Source organism: Amycolatopsis saalfeldensis, assembly GCF_900110575.1.
Taxonomy (GTDB): domain Bacteria; phylum Actinomycetota; class Actinomycetes; order Mycobacteriales; family Pseudonocardiaceae; genus Amycolatopsis; species Amycolatopsis saalfeldensis.
Window position 1 is genome coordinate 93846 of the sequence record NZ_FOEF01000015.1, and the last position, 21015, is coordinate 114860.

Here is a 21015-nt window from a genome sequence, read left to right on the forward strand (position 1 = left end):
GGTTCCGACTACGTCCTCGCCGCGCCGGTCGCAGTCTGAGCGGGGGCATTCGGCCGATTGCGGCCATCGCCCGTTCACTCGCCGGTGAACGGTGTAAAGGCTCTGTCTCACCGCGCTGCTTTGTGCTATCGGAACAAATGGCGCCGACCAGTGAAGAGAGCCCCATTAGGAGGTACCCACCGTCCGGCCGATGGGTGATTCTGGGGCGGTATCGACCGTCGAGGGGGTAACCGCGTGAACGATGATCTCCGCAGGCCAGTTCGGGAAACCACGGTTTTCCCAGTGTGTTAGGCCGCCGTTCACCAGGGTTATCGGACAAGGGACCGTAGCGCGCGGGCGCGGCGATTACTCCAGTAATACGCCGCTGCCGGGTCGTGCCGTTGATTGCAGGCAGGGAAATGGGGAGAACAAGAGACCGGGTCGAAAGCGGTGTGTGGCGCGCGGTATTGCACTGCGGTGTGCTGCACGACGTCTACGGCGGTTCGGACCAGCTGCGCGTGGACGGCAAGGTGTTCGGCATCGCCGCGTGCGGCGCGGTGTGCACCTTGGACGCCGACGGCCCCGGTCGCGAACGCTGCGCGAAATGCTTCCCGCGGTGGATCGACCAGGACACCCTGGTCATCCCGCGGCACAACCTGCCGAAGCGCATCCCCCGGCAGGCCCCGGCCCCGAGGCCACGGCACGCGAACCACTACAGCGGCTGGTTCGGCGGCGCCTAGCTGCTGACGGCCGAGGCGCTCCCTACTGGCCCACGGCCTATTGACAAAAAGATTTTGTACGTCCAGGATGATTTTTGTGATGAGAGACCTCCTCTACCTGGAGCGCGTCGAACAGGCCGAGACGCTGCTCAAACCGCAGCGCATCGAGGTGCTGCGGCAGCTGGCCGAGCCGCGCTCGTGCACCGAGGTCGCCGCCCGGCTGGACCAGACCCAGCAGCGCGTCTACTACCACGTCAAACGGCTGGTCGAGCACGGTCTCGTCACCCGGGTCGACGAGCGGCGGGTGCGCGGCATCACCGAGGGCGTCTACCAGGCGACCGCTCGCGCGTACTGGCTTTCGCCCCGCCTCGTCGGGCGGATCGGCCGGCGTCAGCACCGCGACGAGGCCAGCCTCGGCTACCTGCTGGACCTCATGGAGGAGGTCCAGTACGACGTCGCCGCCCTCCACGCCCAGGCGGCCCAGCGGGTCGAGCGGGACGAGAGCGAGTCCGAGCCGGACCTGCCGTCGCTCGGCGTCTCCGGCGAGATCCGGGTGCGGCCGGACCGGCGGCCCGAGTTCATGGCGGACCTGAAGTCCGCGCTGCAGGACCTGTTCACCAAGTACGGCGGTGCCGAAGGCGACGCGTTCAAGCTCGCCGTCGCCTGCTACCCCGACCGCCCCCACGACGAAGACGACCGAAGCCGACAAGGAGAAGACTGATGGCCACGTTGAAGAAGAGCATCCGGATCGCCGCCTCGCCCGGCGCGGTGCACCGCGCGCTCACCGACCCGGCGGCGTTGCGGGTCTGGCTCGCCGAGCACGCCGAGGTGGACCTGCCCGGCCAGTACCGGTTCTGGGGCCGCTTCACCCCGGACGGCGAAGCGCCGCACCAAAGACTGCGGCACGTCGACGACAGCTCGCTGCGCTTCGACTGGGAGCTCGACGGCGTCACCACCACTGTCGACATCGGACTGGCCGCCGAGCCGGGGGAAGGCGGATCGACCCTGCTGACGCTCACCCAGGCCGAGGTGATCGGCTGGCCCGAAGCACTGTCGACCCCCGGCAACCGCAGCCTCATGCACACCTACTGGGCGCTGGTCCTGGCCAATCTGGCCGACTACGCCGAAGGACGGGAACCCGTCGCGCTGTGCGACTTCACGAGCGCGGTGCTGCGCGACGAGCTGGTGATCGACGCCGATCGGCTCGCGGTCTACGCGTCGCTGACCGAGCCGGAGCAGTTCTCCCGGTGGTTCGGCGCGAAGGTCGAGGCCGAGCTGCGCCCGGGCGGCCGCTGGGCGATGGGCGGTTTCGAAGCGAACCCCACCCCCGCGCGCATCGTCGACCTCCAGCCGGGCCGTTCGATGTCGGTCGACTGGGGCGAGATGGTCCAGTCCTGGGAGCTGGACGACTCGGCGGGGCGCACCCGGCTGACTTTCGTCCACAGTGGATTCGACGAGGCCCGCCCGCCGTACGACGGCTGGCTCGGCGCGCTCGCCGGCCTGGCGGAACTGCGCCGCTACCACGAGGTCGAGAACTGGCGGACGAGGTGGGTCGAGGTCGGCCTCGACGGCCTCCCGGACGGCCTGATGACCGTCGACTAGCACTCGTGAGTGTTGGGGACGGTGCTGACCGTCCCCAACACTCACGAGCTTTTTCAGGCCTTGGGCTCGAGCACGAAGACGGGGATCTGACGGTCGGTCTTCTTCTGGTAATCGGCGTACGGGGGGTACGCCGCGACTGAGCGCTCCCACCACGCGGCGCGCTCGTCGCCCTCGACCTCGCGGGCCACGTAATCCTTGGTCACGGTCCCGTCCTGAAGCGGGAACTCGGGGTACGCCTTGATGTTGTAGTACCAGACCGGGTGCTCGTCCGCGCCGCCCTTGGAGGCGACCACCGCGTAGCTGCCCTCGTGCTCCACGCGCATCACCGGCGTGTAGCGCAGCTTGCCGGACTTCGCGCCGCGCAGGGTCAGCAGCACGATCGGCGACCCGGCCACCTGCAGGCCTTCCGTGGTGCCGGTCTCGAGGATGGTCTTCGTCTGGTCCTGAACCCAGCCCGTCGGGCTGAGTTCGGCTTTCTCATCGGCCATGCCCGAAGTCAACCCGACGCGGACAGTGACTATTCCCGCGGGGTCCGGGCGCACTCGATCTCTGCGACGCGCGGCCGTATTCGATCATTGGTCCAGACAAATGTTACCCAACCGTGACTGCCGGATTCCTCCCTGGAAGCTACTTTGTTGTCGCGAACAACAAATATGTGGTCGGTGAATCCCCAACGGCGGAGGTGTCACGGCGTGGACCGGACCTTTGGACAGTCAGTACGAGGACGGCTACCAGGACGGCTGCTGCGAGGCCGTCGCGGCCCGGTCGCCGCGGTCGCCCTGACCGCCGCGGGGTTGCTGACCGCGGCGGGACTGGGCATCCCGGGCGCCGCGGCCGGCGCCGACCGGCCTCTGGCGGGCAACGGTACGCAGGCCGGCTGCACCGGTCAGCCCGCGCAGCCGGATTTCGGCCCGAACGTGCACGTCTTCGACCCGAGCATGCCCGCTGACACCATCCAGGCGCAGCTCGACAAGGACTTCAACGCCCAGAAGGACACGCAGACCGCGCAGTTCTCCGAGGGCCGCGTGGCGCACCTGTTCAAGCCGGGCACCTACGGCGTGCACGACAACGTCGGCTACTACACCTCGGTCGCCGGACTGGGCAAGAACCCGGACGACGTGCAGATCAACGGTGACATCACCGTGGACGCGTTCAACCCGTCGGACCAGGGCTCGGCGCTGCAGAACTTCTGGCGCTCCGCGGAGAACATGGCGGTCACGCCGTCCAGTGGCAACGACCGGTGGGCGGTTTCGCAGGCCGCGCCGTTCCGCCGGATGGACATCAAGGGCGGGCTTCAGCTCTTCCCCGCGAGCTACGGCTACGCCAGCGGCGGCTACCTCGCCGACACCCGCGTCTCCGGTCAGGCCGCGTCCATTTCGCAGCAGCAGTGGTACACCCGCGATTCCGCGCTGGGCAGCTGGGACGGCGGCGTCTGGAACATGGTCTTCTCCGGCACCAGCGGTGCGCCGGCGAACACCTTCCCGAGCCCGCCGGAGACGACGCTCGACACCACGCCGGTCTCGCGCGACGTGCCGTACCTCTATGTCGACAGCAGCGGCAACTACCAGGTGTTCCGCCCCGCACTGCGCACCAACGCCTCCGGCCCGAGCTGGGCGAACGGCGACACCCCCGGCGACTCGGTGCCGATGACCCAGTTCTACGTGGTCAAGTCCGGCGACACCGCGGACACGATCAACAACGCGCTTTCCTCGGGCTGCAACCTGTTCTTCACCCCGGGCACCTACCACCTGGACAAGACGCTGAACGTGACCTGGCCCGACACCGTGGTGCTCGGCGTCGGCTACCCGACGCTGGTGCCGGACAACGGCGTGGACGCGATGCACGTCGCCGACGTGGACGGCGTGCGGGTCAAGGGCCTGCTGTTCGACGCGGGCACGGCCAACTCGAAGTCCCTGCTGACCGTCGGCGACGAGGGCGGGTCCGCGGACCACTCGAAGGACCCGGCCACCCTGCAGGACGTGTTCTTCCGGGTCGGCGGGCAGATCGCCGGCAAGGCGACCACCAGCCTGGTCGTCAACAGCAACAACACGATCATCGACCACGTCTGGGCCTGGCGCGCCGACCACGGCAACCCGGGCACGGTCGGCTGGACCACCAACACCGCCGACACCGGCGTGCTGGTCAACGGCGACAACGTCGAGGCGACCGGGCTGTTCGTCGAGCACTACCAGAAGTTCCAGGTGATCTGGAACGGCCAGGGCGGCAAGACGATCTTCTTCCAGAACGAGATGCCCTACGACGTGCCGGACCAGGGTTCGTGGAACTCCGCGCCCGGGGTCACCGGCTACGCGGCGTACAAGGTCGGCGACAACGTCACCTCACACGAGGCCTGGGGCCTGGGCAGTTACTGCTTCTTCGACACCAACCCCGCGGTGGCCAGCGCCCATGCGTTCGAGGTCCCGCAGAACGCCGGGGTGAAGCTGCACAGCCTGCTCACGGTCTCGCTCAACCACCGGGGCACGATCACCCACGTCGTCAACGACACGGGCGACGTCACGCCGGACGGCACGAAGCCGGTGAACGTCACGAGCTATCCGTGACCCGCTGACTCCGTCGCAGAACCCCAGCCGCCTTCCCGGATCCGCTCCGGGGAGGCGGCTTTTTCGGTGTGGACGATCGCGTACGAGGTTGTCCGGAGAACCTCCTGCCCCGGTCGACCCCGGACGCGGTCGAGCGCAGCCGGTACCGGCAGGACCAGGGGCTGTCCGGATTCCGCCTGTTCACCACCGGGACCACGATGCCGGGCCAGCCGCCCTGGCGTACTTCGCCGCGGTGAGCGTCACCGGCACCGACCTGGGCTGGCAGGCGCAGCTGGGCCCGTTGCTGCTGCTGACGTCTCAGGGCGACGCACACGATCCCGGTCAGCAGCATCGCGCTGGTGCTCGGCCGCGTTCGTCTTCACCGGCATCGCCGGCAACTGTGTGGCGACCCTGGTCGTGGGCAAGTGGGAGAAGGCGATCGACGTCGGCTATCGGGCCGCCGGAGCGCCGGGTTCCGGGTGGCCGGCACCCCTCGTACCGGCCACCCGGGGCTCAGCCGGCCGGGGTGACGTCGATCAGGACCTTCCCGATGGCGCCGTTCTCCGACGCCGCGTGGGCGGATGCGGTGTCCGCCAACGGAAAGCGGTGGATCGGCAAGCCGGTCTTCTCCCCGATGGCGAGGGCGCCGCCGGCCATGGCGGCCGAGATCGACTCGGCGCCGGCGCGGAGCCGGTCGATCCCGAGGGTGTAGAGGATGACGAACTGGTAGCGCGCGTTGACCCACGCGTTGGCCCGGAACGAGAGGCCCACCGTGCCGGTCCCGCCGTCGTCGCCGTAGATCGAGATCGTGCCGTGGGGCCGCAGCACCCGCGAGTCCAGCTCGGCGTTCACGCCCGCGGCGACCTCGACGATCAGGTCCACGCCGTCCGGCGCGAGCTGCTTGATCGCGTCCTCGAGACCGGGCTCGGTGTAGCGGAGGACGTGGTGGGCGCCGGCCGCCCGCGCGAGTTCGGCTTTCGCCTCGGTGCTGACGGTCGTGATCACCGTCGCCCCGGCCCAGCGCGCCAGCTGGATGGCCGAGTTCCCGACCGCGCCGGCGCCACCGGCGACCAGGACCGTGGTGCCTTCGAGCGCGCCCGGCGCGAGCCGGTCCGGTCCGCCTTCGGCGACGGTCAGGGCGCGGTGCGCGGTGAGGCCCGGGATGGCGAAGCTCGCGCCCTCGTCGAACCCGACGCCGTCGGGCAGCGGCAGTACATGCTCGGCCGGCACCACGGTGTACTCCTGCGCGGTGCCGGACCCCGGGCCGTACGCGGCCGCGAGGATCACCCAGACGCGGTCGCCCACCTCGATCCCGCTGACCCCGGTCCCGACCGCGTCGACGACGCCCGCGCCGTCCTGGTTCGGCACGGTCTCCACGGATCCGTCCACCGCGGTCACTCCCGCGCCCCGCCGCTGTTTCCAGTCGGTCGGATTCACCGCGGAGACCACGATGCGGACGCGGACCTCGCCGGCCCCGGGCTCGGCGCGCTCACGGGTGGACAGGGAAAGCACCTCGGGACCACCGGGACTGCGGTACGTGACAGCTCTCATGCGGGGTGCAATCACCGCGTGGCACCGGGTTATTCCCGCGGTGCCGTGGACCTGCCCGCGGGTCGGCCGGTGGGCCTGGAAAGGCTTGGGGGGAGGAGGGCCGGGCAGGGCTGGCCGGGCGAGGGCCGGGCCGGGATGGCCGAAGGGGTAGGGCGGACCGGGCGAGGGCTGGGCCGGGATGGCCGAGAGGGCAGGGCGGACCGGGCGAGGGCCGGGTGGGGAGGGGCCGAAATGGGGAAGGCCCCGCCCGCCCGCGGCCGGTGAGGCACGCGGGCGGACAGGGCCCGGGCGCCGTCCGGCCCGGTCGGGGAAGCGGGCCGGACGGCGGGTCAATGGCCGGCCCGGGTAGCGGGCCGGCCGGCTGCCCGCCCGGTCGGCCTGGGTAGCGGGTCCGGCCGGATCACGGGTCAGCGGGTCAGGGCCGGTGGTTGCGCGGCCGGCAGGGTCAGTGGCGGGACACCACCGCCGCTGCCGTGCCGCCGCGGCGGGAGGGCTCGCCCGCCGCGAGGATCCGGCCGTGCGGCAGGAACTCCAGCCCGGCCGCGACGCCGATGCTGCCGACGTCGGTGAAGCTCTGGCCGAGCGCCTGCAGCCCCGCGGTCGTGGACTGGGCGATGAACGCGGGCTCGGCGTCGCTCGTCGCGGCGTTGCGCTGGGACGCGCGCGGCGCGGCGATCGCCTGCGGCAGGGTCATGCCGAGGTCGAGCCGGTTGACCAGCACCTGCAGGACCGTCGTGATGATGGTCGCGCCACCCGGCGAGCCGACGGCCAGGAACGGCTTCCCGTCCTGCAGCACGATCGTGGGCGACATGCTCGAGCGCGGCCGCTTCCCGCCCGCGGGCAGGTTGGGGTCGGGCGCGCTGCCCTGCGTCGGGGCGAAGTTGAAGTCCGTCAGCTCGTTGTTGAGCAGGAACCCGCGACCCGGGACGGTGATGCCGCTGCCGGCCGACTGCTCGATCGTGTTCGTGTAGGACACGACGTTGCCCCAGCGGTCGGAGACCACGAAGTGGTTGGTGTGCTGCTCGTTGCTGTCCGACGAAGCGGCGGGCACGGTCGTGCAGCCACCGCCCGGCGCGTACGGGTCACCGGGGGCGACGGGGCTCTTGCCCGCCTTGGCCGGGTCGATCTGGCAGGCCCGAGTCGCGGCGAAGGACTTCGACAGCAACTGCTGCTGCGGCACGTTCACGTAACGCGCGTCGCCGATGTAGCGGTTGCGGTCGGCGAAGGCGAGCCGGCTGGACTCCAGGTAGTGGTGCAGGGCCTGGACCCGGTCCATGTGCGCGAGGTCGTAGTTGCCGAGGATGTTGAGCGACTCGCCGACGGTGATGCCGCCGCTGGAGGACGGCGCCATGCTGTAGACGTCGTAACCGCGGTAGTTGATGTGCGTCGGCGTCCCGTCGAGCGCTTGGTACGCCTTCAGGTCCGACAGCTGCATCGGCCCGGTGATCTTCTGGATCGGGGCGTTCGGCGCCAGCGGCGGGTTCTGGGCGGTGCCCACCACGTCGCGGCCGATCGAGCCGCCGTAGAACGCGCCGGTGCCCTGGCGGGCGATCTGCCGGTAGGTGGCGGCGAGGTCGGGGTTGCGCATGACGGAGCCGACCTGCGGGACCTTGCCGCCGGGCAGGAACAGCTGCGCGCTGGAGCTGAAGTGCCCGAGCTTGGCCGCGTTCTGCTGCGTCTGCTGGGCGAAGGCGGGGTTGACCACGAACCCGCGGTCGGCGACCTCCTCGGCGGGGCGCAGGTTGTCGGCGAGGCTGAACCGGCCCCACCGTTGCAGGGCGCGCTCCCAGGTCGCGAGCATGCCGGGCACGCCGACCGAGCGGCCGCTCTCCACGGCCGTCTCGAAGGCGTAGGGCTTGCCGGTGGCCGGGTCGATGAACATCGTGGGGCTGTCGGCGGCGGGGGTGGTCTCGCGGCCGTCGATGGTGGAGATCTTCTTGGTCTTCGCGTCGTAGTAGACGAAGTAGCCGCCACCACCCAGCCCGGCCACGTAGGGGTCGGTGACGCCGAGCGTGGACGCCACCGCGACGGCGGCGTCGGCGGCGGTGCCGCCCCGGCGCAGGACGTCGATGCCGGCCTGCGTCGACTCGGCGGTGTCGGACACGACCGCGCCGCCCGATCCTTCGGCGACCGGCTGCTTGGCGGGCAGCGGCCGCGCGGGCTGCGCCGAACTCGGCGCCGCGGCGGAGACCAGGGCGAGACCGGCGACGAGGCCGATCGACACCGCGGCTCTGAAGTTCCTGCTGGTACGCATGAGCATCCCTTCCCGGGACGAGGCGGCCGGCCCGGCCGGTCCGTGCACGTCCCCCGGGACCTCCCCGGCGGCCGCGACACCTCGAGGCAACTCGCGAACTTGGGCAGGCCAGGTCTAGCACTACGGCCGCGCGAGCGAAATGGACTTGAGCCGGATTTAGGGCGCGGGTGGAGCCGATGTGCTCAGATGAGCGCCCGCCCGCTGTAGAACCCGGCTGCGTGGGTGACCTGTTGGCGGGCACGCGTGGTGGACCCGGGCCTTGGCCCCGCCGCGGCCTCGGTTGATCGCGGCCTGCCCCGAAGACGATCCGTGACCACGGCGGTGGCCCTGCGGAGGGTGGCCGGGCCTGCGGTACGGGTGGCCGGGTGTGGGTGGTGGGGTCGGGTGCCGCTGGCTGGTGGTCGTGGTCTGGCTGGAGGCGGTCGGGCGTTCGGTGCGGGTGTTCGGCTGGGGTGGTGGTTGGGCTGCGGGGTGGCCGGGTGTGGGTGGTGGGGTCGGGTGCCGGTGGCTGGTGGTTGCGGGCTGGTTGGTGGCGGTCGGGCGCTTGGTGCGGGTGCCCGGCTGGGGTGCGGATCGGCTGCAGTGATCGCGGGTGTGGGTGGTCGGGCGTGGGGTGGCGGGGTCGGGTCCCAGTCGCAGGTGGCGTCGTTTGGCTCGAGGCAGTTGGCGGGTGTCCGGCTGGGATGGTGGTTGGGGTGCGGGTCGGCTGGGGCGATCGCGGGTGGCGGGATCGTGGTCTGGCCGGAGGTGATCGGAGCGGGTTTCCGGTCGTGGCCAGGGCGTGGGTGTCCGGCGGAGGGCGCTCAGGGGGCCCGGTGCCCCTGGAAGCCGATGATCGCGCCGGCGAACTGGTCGGCGTCGGCGCACGGGTCGTCCGACAGGGGGCCCGGGGCGGGGATGTCCGCGGTCACCCGCAGCACCGTGTCCGGGGCGACTCCCACGTCCACGGTGCACCGGCCCGCCGTCCGGTCCGCGGCGGCGTGGCCCGCCGGGTATCCGTGGATGACGTCCGGCCCGGACCGGGTGAACGCGGTCCGGCGCCGCAACCCCGGGAGACCGCCGGAACGCCGGTCCACGCCGGCCTGGTAGCGAGCGGCCCGCGGATTGGCTGAAACCCAATCACACAGGGAAATTCCGGCCACTGTGGTGAGAAGTCCGGGCTTGGTCAAGGAAAAGCGGGTGAGTTCCGCGTCGCCGGGGAGCCCGCAGGGCGCGTTCTCGAAGGCGGCCAGATCGATCGGGTCCACAGTGGACGTCGACGGGGACGGTGGCGGCACCGGGGCAGGCCCCGAGCACCCGGCCACCAGCCCGGCTGCACCCACCACCACGCCCGCCGCCAACCGCGCCACCACGCGCGGGGACAAGCGTCTCGCCCCGCCCGTGGCTGGGCGCGCCATCGCGCGACGGGCCAGTCGTCCCGCCCTGCCGCGGATCAGGGGTCCCATCACGCTCGCGCCATCACCGGAGGGGACAAGTGTCCCGCCATGCCTGGGGTCAGGTGTGCCATCACGCTAGTGGCTGGGCGCGCGATCGCCCGCGGGGGCAAGTGTCCCGCCCTGCCTGGGGTCAGATGTGCTATCACGCTTGTGGCTGGGCGTGCCATCACCCGAGGGGGCAAGCGTCCCGCCCTGCCCGGGCCTAGGCGTGCCACCACCCCCGTGACCAGGCGCGCCACCACGACGGAGGACAACGGCGCCACCACACCCAGGACCAGGCGCGCCACCATGCCCGGGGCCAAGTCCCCCACCCCGCCCGGGCCTGGACTCGCCACCGCGCCCGGAGACAACCGTGCCACCAAGCCCATCGCCGCGACTGCCACTGTGCGCCGGCCGCTCATCTCACCGCCTCGCCTTCCCCCGGCCCGCCTCGCGTTTCGCGGCCCGTTCGGCGATCCTGCCCGTGCTCGCGGCCAGTCCGGAAACCCGGGACCGCACCGTTTCCGGGTACCAGAACGCTACCGGGTTCCGCCGCGCGCGCCCACGGAGCGTTCTCAGCGTTCTGCCAGCATCCGGTGGTTAGCCTGCGCCCGCCGCGGCCGGTGGTGGGCCGCGGCTTCGCCTTGGGGCGCAACGGACTTCCCTCCCGTTCGCTGGATCGGGTGCTTCGGTGGCGCGGCTGTGGTGGCGGTGGGGGCCCATCGCCGCCGGGGTCCACAATGACGGGGCATCGCGACGGTGGGAAACCGTCGCGGGTCCGGCGATCAGGTGGGAGAAGCTGTGAGCAACACCGGCCGACGGGTCCGGCCGCGTCGGCAGCCGGTCACCACGGCGGACGAGCGGGTCGGCCTCAACGGCGCGATCGCGGCCGCGCTGACCCGGGTCGTGGGCTCGATGCCCGCGCTGTACGTGGTGCTCGTCCTCGTCGCGGGCTGGATGGCGCTGGCGACCTGGGGGCCGTTGCACGCGGCCGACCCGTATCCGTTCGCGTTCCTTCTGTTCCTGGACAACGTCGTGCAGCTCGTGCTCTGCCTGGTGATCCTGGTGGGGCAGCGGGTGCTGGGCCGCGCCGCGGACCGCCGGTCGGTGCAGACCTACGAGAACGCCGAGGCGGTCTTCGCCCGGATCGCGGACCTCCAGCAGCACCTCGACCGGCACGACCGCGCGCTCAGCCGCGGGGTCAGCCTGCTGGAGTCGAGCCCGCACCCGTGGATCGAGCGGCATCAGGTGGGGCGCCCGGCCCAGGCCCTCGACCAGGAAGTGAGCGTCAACGACCGCATCGCCGCGCGGCTGACGCAACGCCTCGGCAGCATGGCCGCGTTCTACGCGGCGGCCGGCACCCAGGTGGTCTGGATGGGCCTGGCGGCGCTGGGGGTGCAGCGGTTCGACCCCTACCCGTTCGCGTTCATGTCCTTTCTGTCCACATTGGCCCAGCTGATCTTCATGATCGTGATCATGGTCGGGCAGGGCGTGCTCGGCCGGGCCGGCGACCGCCGTTCCGAGCAGACGTTCTTCAACGGCGAGGCGATCCTGCACGAGTGCGGGCGGATGAAGGCACGCCTCCTGGCGCAGGACCGCCTCATCGACGACCTCAGCCGCTACACCCGGGGCGAGCTGATCGAGGATCTCGCGCGGGCCATCCACGATGCGGACAGCCACGCCCTGCGGGAAACGAGCCCCGGGCCACGCGCCGGTGACAGCGGCCCGCTGCGGCTCCGATGGGACCACTTGCCCCCCGAGCACAAGGCCTTGGCGCAGGCCCAGGCGAGGCAGCTCGGCGAGCAGCTGGCCACCGTCGGCTGCGTGATGGTGCCGGCCTTCGATGCGACGCTGACCATCACCCTCGACGAGAGCGAAGTGGCGCTGCTGGCCCGGCAGGAGCACGAGCGGTGGCTGGCCGAGCGGACCGGGCAGCCGGTGGACGGGCCGGTGCCCGACCTCGGGCCGTGGGACCGGCTTCCCGAGCCGGCGCGGGCGAGGCGGCTGCACGTGGCGCGCAGCATCCCCGGCCTGGTGGCGAGTGTGGGCATGCAGGTGGTCCGCGACGGGCGGGCACGTGACGGCGCCGGGGAAGCGGATTTCACCGCGCCGGAACAGGAAGTCCTGCAGCGGGCGATGATGGCGGCCGGGATACTGGCCGCGCTCGCCGTGGGAGGCGTCGACTCCGACGAGATGTTCACGTTGATCAAGACCTTGCGCGAGGCCAGCGTCACGCACCCGAGGCGGCTCATCCGCGAACTCACCGCGGCGTGCACCTTCGAAACGGGGCTGCGGCCCGGGATCAAGTACGCCGACTACCAGGTGCCGGCGCTGGAGGCGATCCGCTCGGCGGCTGCCATCGTCGCCCGCACCGCACCGGCGGAGCTGCCGGACTTCCGGGAGTTCCTGGTCGAGATCGCGACGGTGGTCGCCGACGCGAACCAGGAAGGCGGCTTCCTCGGCCTCGGGGCCCAGCGCCGCACTCCCGCCGAGACCGCGGCGATCGACGCCGTCCGGAAGGCCGCCAGGAACGAGGACTGACCGGTCGCGTCGCCGCGATTCCTGACGGCGCAACGCTTTCCGCACGGCGGCCTCGGTCCTTTCCGGAGACGCCGATCCAGGGCCATTCGGAGTAGTCCCGTGCGGCCTGATCTTCAGTCGTGCCAACACTTTCCGCTGATCGGCACCCTCCCGAAATGTCCTTTATGGGAATTATTGCCGCCGACTGATGAGATCACTACCTTCGTCGCTTGTTTCCCCGGTGTCCGCGCCGGATCCTGATTTCCGTTCCCTGCTCCGATTTCACCCCGTTTTCACACAGCGAGTTTCCCCACCCCGACCGTGCACGGCCTGGTGACCCCGGGCCGTGTCCGTCCTGCCCGGAGGAGCTTCTTCGATGAACAAACTGAGACGTTTGACCGTCCTCGGTTCTACCGGTGTCCTGGCGGCCGCGCTGGCCGTCACCCCGACTGCCCAGGCGCAACCGGCGGCCCCCGCCGCCGCGCAGACCGCCGACGCGATGGCCGTCAGCGCCGCGGCCGGGCTGGTGGCCTCCCGGCCCGCCGCCCTGCACGCCAGCGCGAGCGACGTTTTCGTGCAGCACAACGTGATCTCCTCGACCAACGGGCTCAAGTACGTCCCGTACGACCGCACCTACCGGGGCCTGCCCGTCGTCGGCGGTGACTTCGTGGTCGCCACCGACTCGACCGGCCAGGTGGTCGGCACGTCGGTCGCGCAGGACGCCACCATCGACCTGCCCAGCGTCACCCCGTCGGTGACCGGCGCGCAGGCCCAGGGGACCGCCCGCCAGCAGCTGCCCACTGTGGACAGTGTGGGCGCCGCGCAGCTCGTCACCTACGCGCTGGGCTCGCCCCGGCTCGCCTGGGAGAGCACCGTGACCGGCCGTGACGCCGAGGGCCCGGCCCGGCTCGACGTGGTCGTCGACGCCCTCACCGGCAAGGTCCTGCACACCCAGGAGCACGTCCTGCACGACGGCAACAGCGCGTGGAACGGGCCGAACCCGGTGGCCCTGAACACCACGCAGTCCGGCGGCACGTACAGCATGAAGGACCCGACGCTGACCAACGTCAGCTGCCAGGACGCCGCGAACAACACCACCTTCAGCGGCCCCGACGACCACTGGGGCACCGGCAACGCGACCAGCCGCGAGACCGGCTGCGTCGACGCGCTGTTCGCCGCGCAGACCGAGAACAAGATGCTGTCCCAGTGGCTGGGGCGCAACAGCTTCGACGGCAACGGCGGCGGCTGGCCGATCCGCGTCGGCCTGAACGACGAGAACGCCTACTACGACGGCACCCAGGTGCAGGTCGGGCACAACACCGCGAACCAGTGGATCGGTTCGATCGACGTCGTCGCCCACGAGCACGGCCACGGCGTGGACGACCACACCCCCGGCGGCATCTCCGGCAACGGCACCCAGGAGTTCGTCGCCGACGTCTTCGGTGCCTCGACCGAGTGGTTCGCCAACGAGCCCGCGCCCTACGACGTGCCGGACTTCCTCGTCGGCGAGCAGGTCAACCTCGTCGGCAGCGGCCCGATCCGCAACATGTACAACCCGTCCGCGCTCGGGGACAAGAACTGCTACGACAGCTCCGTCCCCGGCGGTGAGGTGCACGCCTCGGCCGGCCCCGGCAACCACTGGTTCTACCTGCTGGCCGAAGGCACCAACCCGACCAACGGGCAGCCGACCAGCACCACCTGCAACAGCTCCACGGTCACCGGCCTCGGGGTGCAGGACGCGGTGAAGATCTTCTACAACGCGATGCTGCTGAAGACCTCCGCCAGCTCGTACCTGAAGTACCGCACCTGGACGCTGACCGCGGCGAAGAACCTGTTCCCGGGCAGCTGCACCCAGTTCAACACCGTGAAGGCGGCGTGGGACGCGATCAGCGTGCCGGCGCAGTCGGGCGACCCGACGTGCAGCGCGACCGGCACGGTCACGGTGTCCAGCCCGGGCAACCAGTCCACGGCCACCGGCACCGCGGTCAACCTGCCGCTCACGGCCAGTGGCGGCACCGCGCCGTACACCTGGACCGCGACCGGCCTGCCCGCCGGCCTGTCGATCAACGCCTCCACCGGCACCATCTCGGGCACCGCGACCACGGCGGGCACGTCGAACGTCACGGTGACCGCGAAGGACAGCGCCGCCCACAGCGGGACGGCGACGTTCAGCTGGACGGTCGGCACCACCACCGGCTGCTCCGGCCAGAAGCTGGTCAACCCCGGCTTCGAATCCGGCGCCACCGGCTGGACGGCGTCCACCGGCGTGATCGCGCAGAACGGCAGCCAGCAGCCGGCCCACGGCGGCACCTGGAACGCCTGGCTCGACGGGTACGGCCAGTCGCACACCGACACCCTCGCGCAGTCGGTGAGCATCCCGGCCGGCTGCCACGCCACGCTGACGTACTCCCTGCACATCGACACCTCTGAAACGGGCGCCACCGCTTACGACAAGCTCACCGTCGCGGGCGGCAGCACCACGCTGGCCAGCTACTCGAACCTCGACCAGGTCAGCGGTTACGCCGCGAAGACCGTCGACGTGTCGTCGTTCGCCGGCCAGACGCTCGCCCTCAAGTTCACCGGCGTGGAGGACGCGTCCCTGCAGACGTCCTTCGTCCTCGACGACCTGGCGGTGACCCTGAGCTGACCCGATAGGACGGAAAACGGGCAGGGAAACCGTTTCCCTGCCCGTTTTCCGTGCGTTCAGATCGTGTAGTGCCAGCCGGTGAGGGCGTAGGCGCTGAACCAGCTGCCGAGGACGACGAAGCCCGCGACCGTGGCGATCGCGGTGCCCGGGCGGCGGGCGGCGAGGCCGCGGGCGACCGGGTACAGCAGGATGAAGCCGGGCAGCAGGAACCGCACCTTCGCCGACGGCAGGCCCGCGGTGCCGATGACCAGCACCAGCATCCCGGCGCCGTACGCGGCCAGCGGCCACCACTGCGCCAGCGGGCGCAGCAGCCGGAACAGCAGCACGGCGAGCACCGCCCCGGCCAGCAGGATGAAGACGGTCATCGTCTCCATCACCGAGGCGCCGGGGACCAGCTTGTCCCAGGCGAACTGCGCCGCCTCGCGACCGGCGTCGAAGCGGGTCCACCAGTTGTTCCGCTCGAGGTCCCACCAGCCGGTGGGGGTGCCGGTGTTGATCGCGACCCAGGTCCAGAAGCCGAGCAGCCCGAGCGGGCACAGCACGACGCAGACCAGCGTCTGCCAGCGGTCGCGCGTGCGGAAGAAGGCGATCAGCGCCGCGAGCCCGACCACGCAGACGAGCACCGTCGCCGTCGGCCGGGTCAGTCCCGCGGCCACGCAGCACACGGCGGCCAGCAGCCACCGGCGCTCGACCACCCCGACCAGCGCCCAGGCGGCCAGGGCGGTGAACATCGCCTCGGTGTAGGTCATGGACAGCGTGATGGCCATCGGCGCCCCGGCCCACAGCGCCACCAGCAGCAGCCCGGTCCGCTCGCGGCCGTCGACGAGCCGGGCCAGCCGGAAGATCGCGCACGCGGCCAGGCACCCGGCGATCGCGCTGAGCAGCAGCTCGGCCACCAACGTGCTCGAGAGCGTCACCGGCGCGAGGACCCGCGCGAGCATCGGGTACGCGGGGAAGAACGCGAGCGGCGTGTTCGGCGCGTAGTTCCCGGCCGCGTCGTACAGGCCGCGCGTGATGCCGAAGTACCCGTGGTTGGCCAGGTCCAGGTACCACTGCCCGTCCCACGCGGTGAGCCGGTCCATCAGCGGTTGGCCGGTCTTCGCCGCGAACACCGCCAGCACGGCGACGCCGAACGCGCGCACGAGCAGGTACACGCCGATCGTGCGGACGTAGGGCCGCTGATACCAGCGGATCACCGGACGGCTGGGGGCGGCCGGTTCTGCGAGTGTCGTCAAGGCAGTTCTTCCTGGTGGTGCGGGCCCCCCGAAGATACCGGCGGACGGGGTCCGGCGGGGACACCGGTGGGGTCGGAGTCGGCGGTGATGCCGGGCGAGGGGCGGTTGGGGGTGGTGTGCGGGTGAGTGGTGGTGGGCGGTGGCCGGTGGGTGTCGTGCGGGTCGGTGGTGGTGGCGGCCCAGTGGTGGGTGTTGTGCGGGTGAGTGATGGTGCCGGGTGACTGGTGAGTGTCGTGTGGGCGGCGGCCGGGCCGGACCGGGGCAGCGGTGGCCGGTGGTAGGTGGGTGTCACCCGAGCTGAAAGGGGATCGAGGAGCTTGCGCAGCGTCGCCAGGCCCCGCGCGGACTGGCTCTTCACGGTGCCGGCCGAGCACCTCGGCAGTCTCCTCGACGCTGAGGTCGTCCCAATAACGCAGCACGAGGACCGCGCGCTGCTTCGGGGGCACGCCGTCGAGCGCCGTGCGGACGGAAAGGCGTTGGGCGTGGTCGGATTCCGGCGCCGCCGGCCCGTCCGGCAGCTCGCCGGGCAGGTGCTCGCGCGAACGCCACTTCCGCCGGTTCCCGCTCGGGAACGCGCGCACGACCATCCGCCGCGCGTACCCGTCCAGCTCACCGCGCCGGACGAGCCGCGGCCACACCCGGTAGAGCTTGAGGAAGGTGACCTGCAGCAGGTCGTCGGCGCGGTGCCAGTCCCCGCGGAGGACGAACGCGGTCGAGCGCAGGTACGCCGAGGAACCTGCGACGTACGCGACGAACTCGTCCTCCGAGCCTTGCTCCACACCGGGTACAGGCCTCCGGGGCCTCGCCGGGTTGCCTGATCGCGTGGTGACTCAGGTCACAAGCGCTGAGGCCGGAGCCGCCTTCCCAGCGACGGCTCCGGCCTCAGCGGCTCACGCCGGAGCTGTGAACACGTACGACCCGCCGGGCACGAAGAACGTGCCGGGCGCCGAGGGCACCGCCGCGGCCGGGGAGCCGATGGCGTCCGGGCGGCTGGTCGGCACCTTCACCGTGGCCGACGCGCCGGCCGGGACCGTCACACGGAGAGTGAGCTTCCCGCCCGAGATCGACCACTCGCTGGACGCGCCGCCGTACGGGGTCTGGTACGCCGACTTCGCCGAGGTGAGGCCGCCGCCGGGCCGGGGCGCCACCAGGAGTGACGAGTAGCCCGGGCCGGCCGCGGAGAGGCCGCCGACCTCGCGGTAGAGGAAGTCGCCCACCGAGCCGAGGCCGTAGTGGTTGAACGAGTTCATGCCCGGGTCGTTGAACGAGCCGTCCGGCTTGATGCCGTCCCAGCGCTCCCAGACGGTGGTCGCGCCGTGTCCGATCATGTAGCCCCAGCCGGGGAAGTCCGGCTGCAGCAGCACCTGGTACGCGACGTCGGCGTGGCCGTGGTCGGCCAGCACCGGCAGCAGGTTCTCCACGCCGAGGAACCCGACGCTCAGGTGCCCGCCGGTCGCCGCGACCTTCGCCGCCAGCTTGTCCGCCGAGGCCTGGACGCGGTCCGCCGGGAGCAGGCCGAACGCCAGCGCCAGCACGTACGCGGTCTGGGTGCTGGCCCCGACCGTCCCGTCCGCGGCGACGAACTTCGCGGTGAACGCCGCGCCGACCTGATCGGCCAGGGTGCCGTACTTCGTCGCCTCGGCGGTGTGGCCGGTGGCCGCCGCCATCCGCGAAACCAGCCGCGCCGACCACGCGAAGAACGCGGTGGAGACGACGTCCTGCGCGGTGTTGTCGTTGACGTTGAGCCAATCCCCGTAGGTCGCGTGGTCGCGGATCAGGTCGCTGCCCGACGTGGCGCGCAGGTACTCGACCCACTTGACCATCGCGTCGAAGTGCTCGGTGATCACGCCGGTGTCGCCATAGCGCTGCCACAGGGTGTACGGCACGATGACGCCCGCGTCGCCCCAGCCCGCCGTGCCGGAGCCGCCCAGCACGCCCGGCGCCACGTCGGTGAACGAGCCGTCGTCGTGCTGGGCGTCGACCAGGTCGTCGGCGAACTTGCCGAGGAAGTTGTGCACGTCGAGGTTGAACGTCGAGGTGCCGGCGAAGATGCCGATGTCGCCGGTCCAGCCCAGCCGCTCGTCCCGCTGCGGGCAGTCGCTCGGGATGGACAGCATGTTCGAGCGCTCACCCCAGAGGATGTTGTGCTGCAACTGGTTCACCATCGGGTTCGACGAGGTGAACGTGCCGGTCTGCGCGCCGGTGGTCCACATCGCCCGCCCGGTGACGGTGCCTTCGCCCGGTGCCGAGGGCAGGCCGGTCAGCTCGACGTACCGGTAGCCGTGCACGGTGAACCGGGGCTCGTAGGTCTCCGGTTTTCCCGTGCCCGCCAAGGTGAACCGGTCGGTGGCCTGGGCCGCGCGCAGGTTGTCGGTGTAGACCGTGCCGTCCGGGTTGAGCACCTCGGCGTGGCGCATGGTCACGGTCGTGCCCGCCGGCCCGGTCACCGAGAGCCGGTTCCAGCCGCTGAAGTTCTGGCCCATGTCCAGCACCCAGACGCCCGGCTTGGGCTGGGTGATCGCGACCGGGTGGAAGTCCTGCTGCACGGTGACGCCGTTGTCCACTTGGGACACCAGATTCGGCTTCGCCCCGGTCCGAACCCCGGCGTTCGCCCAGGCCCGGTCGTCGAAGCCGGGGCTGTCCCAGCCCGCGACGGCCTGGCGGGCGTCGTAGGTCTCGCCCTGGTACAGGTCGTCGGCGCGGATCGGCCCGTCGATCGTCTTCCAGCTGCCGTCGGTGGCGACGACGGAGCTGCTGCCGTCGGCGTAGGTCAGCTCCAGCTGCGCCGAGTACCACGGCTGGGTGCCGTAACGCTGGGAGCCGGCGATGCCGATGCTGCCGGAGTACCAGCCGTTGCCGAGTGACGCGCCGAGCGCGTTGTCCCCCTGGCGGATCTGCCCGGTGACGTCGTAAACCTTGTACTGCAGGCGTTTCGTGTAGTCGGTCCAGCCCGGGGCGAGCACGTCCTGGCCGACCTTCGCGCCGTTGAGCCGGGTCTCCTGAAGCCCCAGCGCGGTGGTCAGCAGCCGCGCGGAGGCGACCGGCTTGGTGACCGTGAAACCCTTGCGCAGAAAGGGCGCGGGGGAGCTGATGGTCACGTTCGCGCCCCACGGGCCGGTGCCGTACGCGGCCACCGCGCGCGCCGCGGTCCACGCGCTGTCGTCGAAGCCGCTCTTCTCCCAGCCGTCCGGGCCGGTCTGGCTGGCCTTCCAGCCGCCGTCGGTGACGACGGTGGGCCCGCCGGGCACGGTCAGCTTGGCGATCAGCCCGGCCGGGCTCTGCGTGGTGTTCTCGCTCTGCACGGCGATGGTGTTGGTCCCGGCGGTCAGCTTCCCGCCGAGGTCCACCACGGCGGCCTGCTTCCACGAATCCGTGACCCGGGGCGACGCGCTCACCTGCACGCCGTTGACCCAGACTGTGGCGCTGTCGTCGCCGGTCACCACGAGAGTGGCCTTGGCCGGCGCCGCGGCGAGGTCGAGGGTGCGGCGGAAGAACCGCGTCGCGGGCGGGATTCCGCCAGCCGGATCGCCTTCGGGGTACCAGATCCAGCTCGCCCCGGCGAGGTCCGGGCCGGTGCCGGCGCGGCCGATGAAGTCACCGGTCCACTCCGTGGCGGGGGCGGCCAGACCGGTCTCGAACCGCTGCGTCGCGCTCCAGCGGCCGGCGCGGCCCTGGCTGTCCCACGCCCGCACGCGCCAGGTGTACGCGGTCAGCGACGTCAGCGCAGGCCCGCCGTACGCCACATCGGCCTGCTGCGCGGACTCGACCCGGCCGCTGTCCCAGACGTCGCGGCCCTTGGCGGACACGACGATCTGGTAGGCGGACTGCCGTTCCTGCGCCGCCCCGGAGCCCAGCTGCCAGCCGAACCGCGCCTGTGCGGGATCGATGCCCAGCGGGCTGCTCTGCCGGTCGACGGTCCCGTTCGCGACCATCAGCGGTGACGCCGCGTCCGGGTCGGGGACGGCGATGGTGCGGGCCCACGGTCCGGTGCCGTAGACACCGAGGTCACGGGCGCTCGCCCAGCCCGCATCGGCGAAGGCGGGCTGCTCCCAGCCCTCGGGCACGGTCTTCGCGGCCTTCCAGCTGCCGTCGGTGATCAGGTCCGTCGCGCCCGCGCCGGTGGTGACCCGCAGGTGCCCGAGCAGGCCGGCCGGCCCGCCGGTGTTGCGCACGGAGACGGCGATCGTGTTGGCGCCGGGGCGAAGCGCGGGGCGCAGGTCGACCGACAGCGCGGTCCGCCACGCGCCCGCGGTGCGGGCCGAGGAGGCCAGCGGCGCGCCGTTCAGCCAGACGTCCACCAGGTCGTCGCCGGTCACCACGAACCGGGCGTCGCTGACCGCGCCCGCGGGCACGGTGAACGTCTTGCGGAAGTACCGGTTCGCGGCGGGCACGGCGACGCGGGGCGAGTCCTCCGGGTACCAGACCCAGTGCGCGCCGGTGAGCTGGACCGGCGGCGCGGCGCCGGCCGGTGGGGCGGAGGCGGCGGACAGGGCCAGTACCGCGGCGAGCGCGGCGGCGGTCGTTCGCCAGAGGTGCGAGGGCAGCATGCGGGG

Annotated in this window: 14 protein-coding genes; 7 read left to right on the forward strand and 7 right to left on the reverse strand. The window is 71.6% G+C overall.

The genetic code is table 11. From position 1 onward, the window contains the following. Positions 1 to 398: 398 nt before the first annotated feature. The 3 genes from BMY97_RS29465 to BMY97_RS29475 all read left to right on the forward strand — a co-directional run bounded on the left by BMY97_RS29465 (position 399) and on the right by BMY97_RS29475 (position 2300). Positions 399 to 719, forward strand: a complete 321-nt coding sequence (locus BMY97_RS29465) for a hypothetical protein (protein WP_143086330.1) — start codon at positions 399 to 401, stop codon at positions 717 to 719. Positions 720 to 798: 79 nt separating this feature from the next. After that, positions 799 to 1419: an ArsR/SmtB family transcription factor gene (locus BMY97_RS29470; RefSeq protein WP_091622812.1), complete on the forward strand. Its 621-nt coding sequence runs from the start codon at positions 799 to 801 to the stop codon at positions 1417 to 1419. Then, on the forward strand, positions 1419 to 2300 hold the full coding sequence (locus tag BMY97_RS29475; protein ID WP_091622813.1) for an SRPBCC family protein: 882 nt from the start codon (positions 1419 to 1421) through the stop codon (positions 2298 to 2300). Before BMY97_RS29470 ends, BMY97_RS29475 begins: the two co-directional genes overlap by 1 nt. A gap of 53 nt (positions 2301 to 2353) precedes the next feature. Here the strand turns inward: BMY97_RS29475 and BMY97_RS29480 are convergent, their stop codons facing one another. After that, a complete protein-coding gene (locus tag BMY97_RS29480) occupies positions 2354 to 2788 on the reverse strand; it encodes a nitroreductase family deazaflavin-dependent oxidoreductase (RefSeq protein ID WP_091622816.1) in 435 nt (144 codons plus the stop codon). Positions 2789 to 2992: 204 nt separating this feature from the next. On the opposite strand from BMY97_RS29480, the gene BMY97_RS29485 reads away from it, so the two are divergent. Continuing rightward, a complete protein-coding gene (locus BMY97_RS29485; RefSeq protein ID WP_245787559.1) occupies positions 2993 to 4861 on the forward strand; it encodes a hypothetical protein in 1869 nt (622 codons plus the stop codon). A gap of 68 nt (positions 4862 to 4929) precedes the next feature. Continuing rightward, the gene (locus BMY97_RS47275; protein ID WP_177231600.1) at positions 4930 to 5097 is read left to right on the forward strand and encodes a hypothetical protein; all 168 of its coding nucleotides are present in this window, start codon (positions 4930 to 4932) and stop codon (positions 5095 to 5097) included. Positions 5098 to 5353: 256 nt separating this feature from the next. On the opposite strand, the gene BMY97_RS29490 is transcribed toward BMY97_RS47275, so the two are convergent. From BMY97_RS29490 to BMY97_RS29500, 3 genes are all read right to left on the reverse strand, one after another. Then, complete coding sequence (locus BMY97_RS29490; RefSeq protein ID WP_091622818.1) at positions 5354 to 6391, reverse strand: NADPH:quinone reductase; 1038 nt, start codon at positions 6389 to 6391, stop codon at positions 5354 to 5356. A 445-nt stretch (positions 6392 to 6836) separates the two neighbouring features. Beyond that, positions 6837 to 8645, reverse strand: a complete 1809-nt coding sequence (gene ggt, locus BMY97_RS29495; RefSeq protein ID WP_091623189.1) for a gamma-glutamyltransferase — start codon at positions 8643 to 8645, stop codon at positions 6837 to 6839. An 803-nt stretch (positions 8646 to 9448) separates the two neighbouring features. Beyond that, positions 9449 to 10090 carry a DUF3558 family protein gene (locus BMY97_RS29500; RefSeq protein ID WP_091622821.1) on the reverse strand — a complete coding sequence of 214 codons (642 nt, stop codon included), beginning with the start codon at positions 10088 to 10090 and terminating at the stop codon, positions 9449 to 9451. A 771-nt stretch (positions 10091 to 10861) separates the two neighbouring features. On the opposite strand from BMY97_RS29500, the gene BMY97_RS29505 reads away from it, so the two are divergent. Then, on the forward strand, positions 10862 to 12601 hold the full coding sequence (locus tag BMY97_RS29505; RefSeq protein ID WP_091622823.1) for a DUF1003 domain-containing protein: 1740 nt from the start codon (positions 10862 to 10864) through the stop codon (positions 12599 to 12601). Positions 12602 to 12956: 355 nt separating this feature from the next. After that, on the forward strand, positions 12957 to 15227 hold the full coding sequence (locus BMY97_RS29510) for a M4 family metallopeptidase (RefSeq protein WP_091622826.1): 2271 nt from the start codon (positions 12957 to 12959) through the stop codon (positions 15225 to 15227). Positions 15228 to 15283: 56 nt separating this feature from the next. Here the strand turns inward: BMY97_RS29510 and BMY97_RS29515 are convergent, their stop codons facing one another. From BMY97_RS29515 to BMY97_RS29525, 3 genes are all read right to left on the reverse strand, one after another. After that, positions 15284 to 16462, reverse strand: coding sequence for a glycosyltransferase family 39 protein (locus BMY97_RS29515; RefSeq protein WP_245787560.1), 1179 nt, complete (start codon positions 16460 to 16462; stop codon positions 15284 to 15286). Then, positions 16459 to 17241, reverse strand: a complete 783-nt coding sequence (locus BMY97_RS49395) for a SigE family RNA polymerase sigma factor (protein ID WP_342744059.1) — start codon at positions 17239 to 17241, stop codon at positions 16459 to 16461. Before BMY97_RS49395 ends, BMY97_RS29515 begins: the two co-directional genes overlap by 4 nt. A gap of 111 nt (positions 17242 to 17352) precedes the next feature. Beyond that, the gene (locus BMY97_RS29525; protein WP_091622831.1) at positions 17353 to 21009 is read right to left on the reverse strand and encodes a family 78 glycoside hydrolase catalytic domain; all 3657 of its coding nucleotides are present in this window, start codon (positions 21007 to 21009) and stop codon (positions 17353 to 17355) included. Positions 21010 to 21015 lie beyond the last annotated feature (6 nt).

What these genes read in the sequence shown, in the direction of transcription:
- BMY97_RS29465 (WP_143086330.1), top strand. Translation starts at nt 399, where the DNA reads ATGGGGAGAACAAGAGACCGGGTCGAAAGCGGTGTGTGGCGCGCGGTA.
- BMY97_RS29470 (WP_091622812.1), top strand. Translation starts at nt 799, where the DNA reads ATGAGAGACCTCCTCTACCTGGAGCGCGTCGAACAGGCCGAGACGCTG.
- BMY97_RS29475 (WP_091622813.1), top strand. Translation starts at nt 1,419, where the DNA reads ATGGCCACGTTGAAGAAGAGCATCCGGATCGCCGCCTCGCCCGGCGCG.
- BMY97_RS29480 (WP_091622816.1), bottom strand. Translation starts at nt 2,788, where the DNA reads ATGGCCGATGAGAAAGCCGAACTCAGCCCGACGGGCTGGGTTCAGGAC.
- BMY97_RS29490 (WP_091622818.1), bottom strand. Translation starts at nt 6,391, where the DNA reads ATGAGAGCTGTCACGTACCGCAGTCCCGGTGGTCCCGAGGTGCTTTCC.
- ggt (WP_091623189.1), bottom strand. Translation starts at nt 8,645, where the DNA reads ATGCGTACCAGCAGGAACTTCAGAGCCGCGGTGTCGATCGGCCTCGTC.
- BMY97_RS29500 (WP_091622821.1), bottom strand. Translation starts at nt 10,090, where the DNA reads ATGGGACCCCTGATCCGCGGCAGGGCGGGACGACTGGCCCGTCGCGCG.
- BMY97_RS29510 (WP_091622826.1), top strand. Translation starts at nt 12,957, where the DNA reads ATGAACAAACTGAGACGTTTGACCGTCCTCGGTTCTACCGGTGTCCTG.
- BMY97_RS29525 (WP_091622831.1), bottom strand. Translation starts at nt 21,009, where the DNA reads ATGCTGCCCTCGCACCTCTGGCGAACGACCGCCGCCGCGCTCGCCGCG.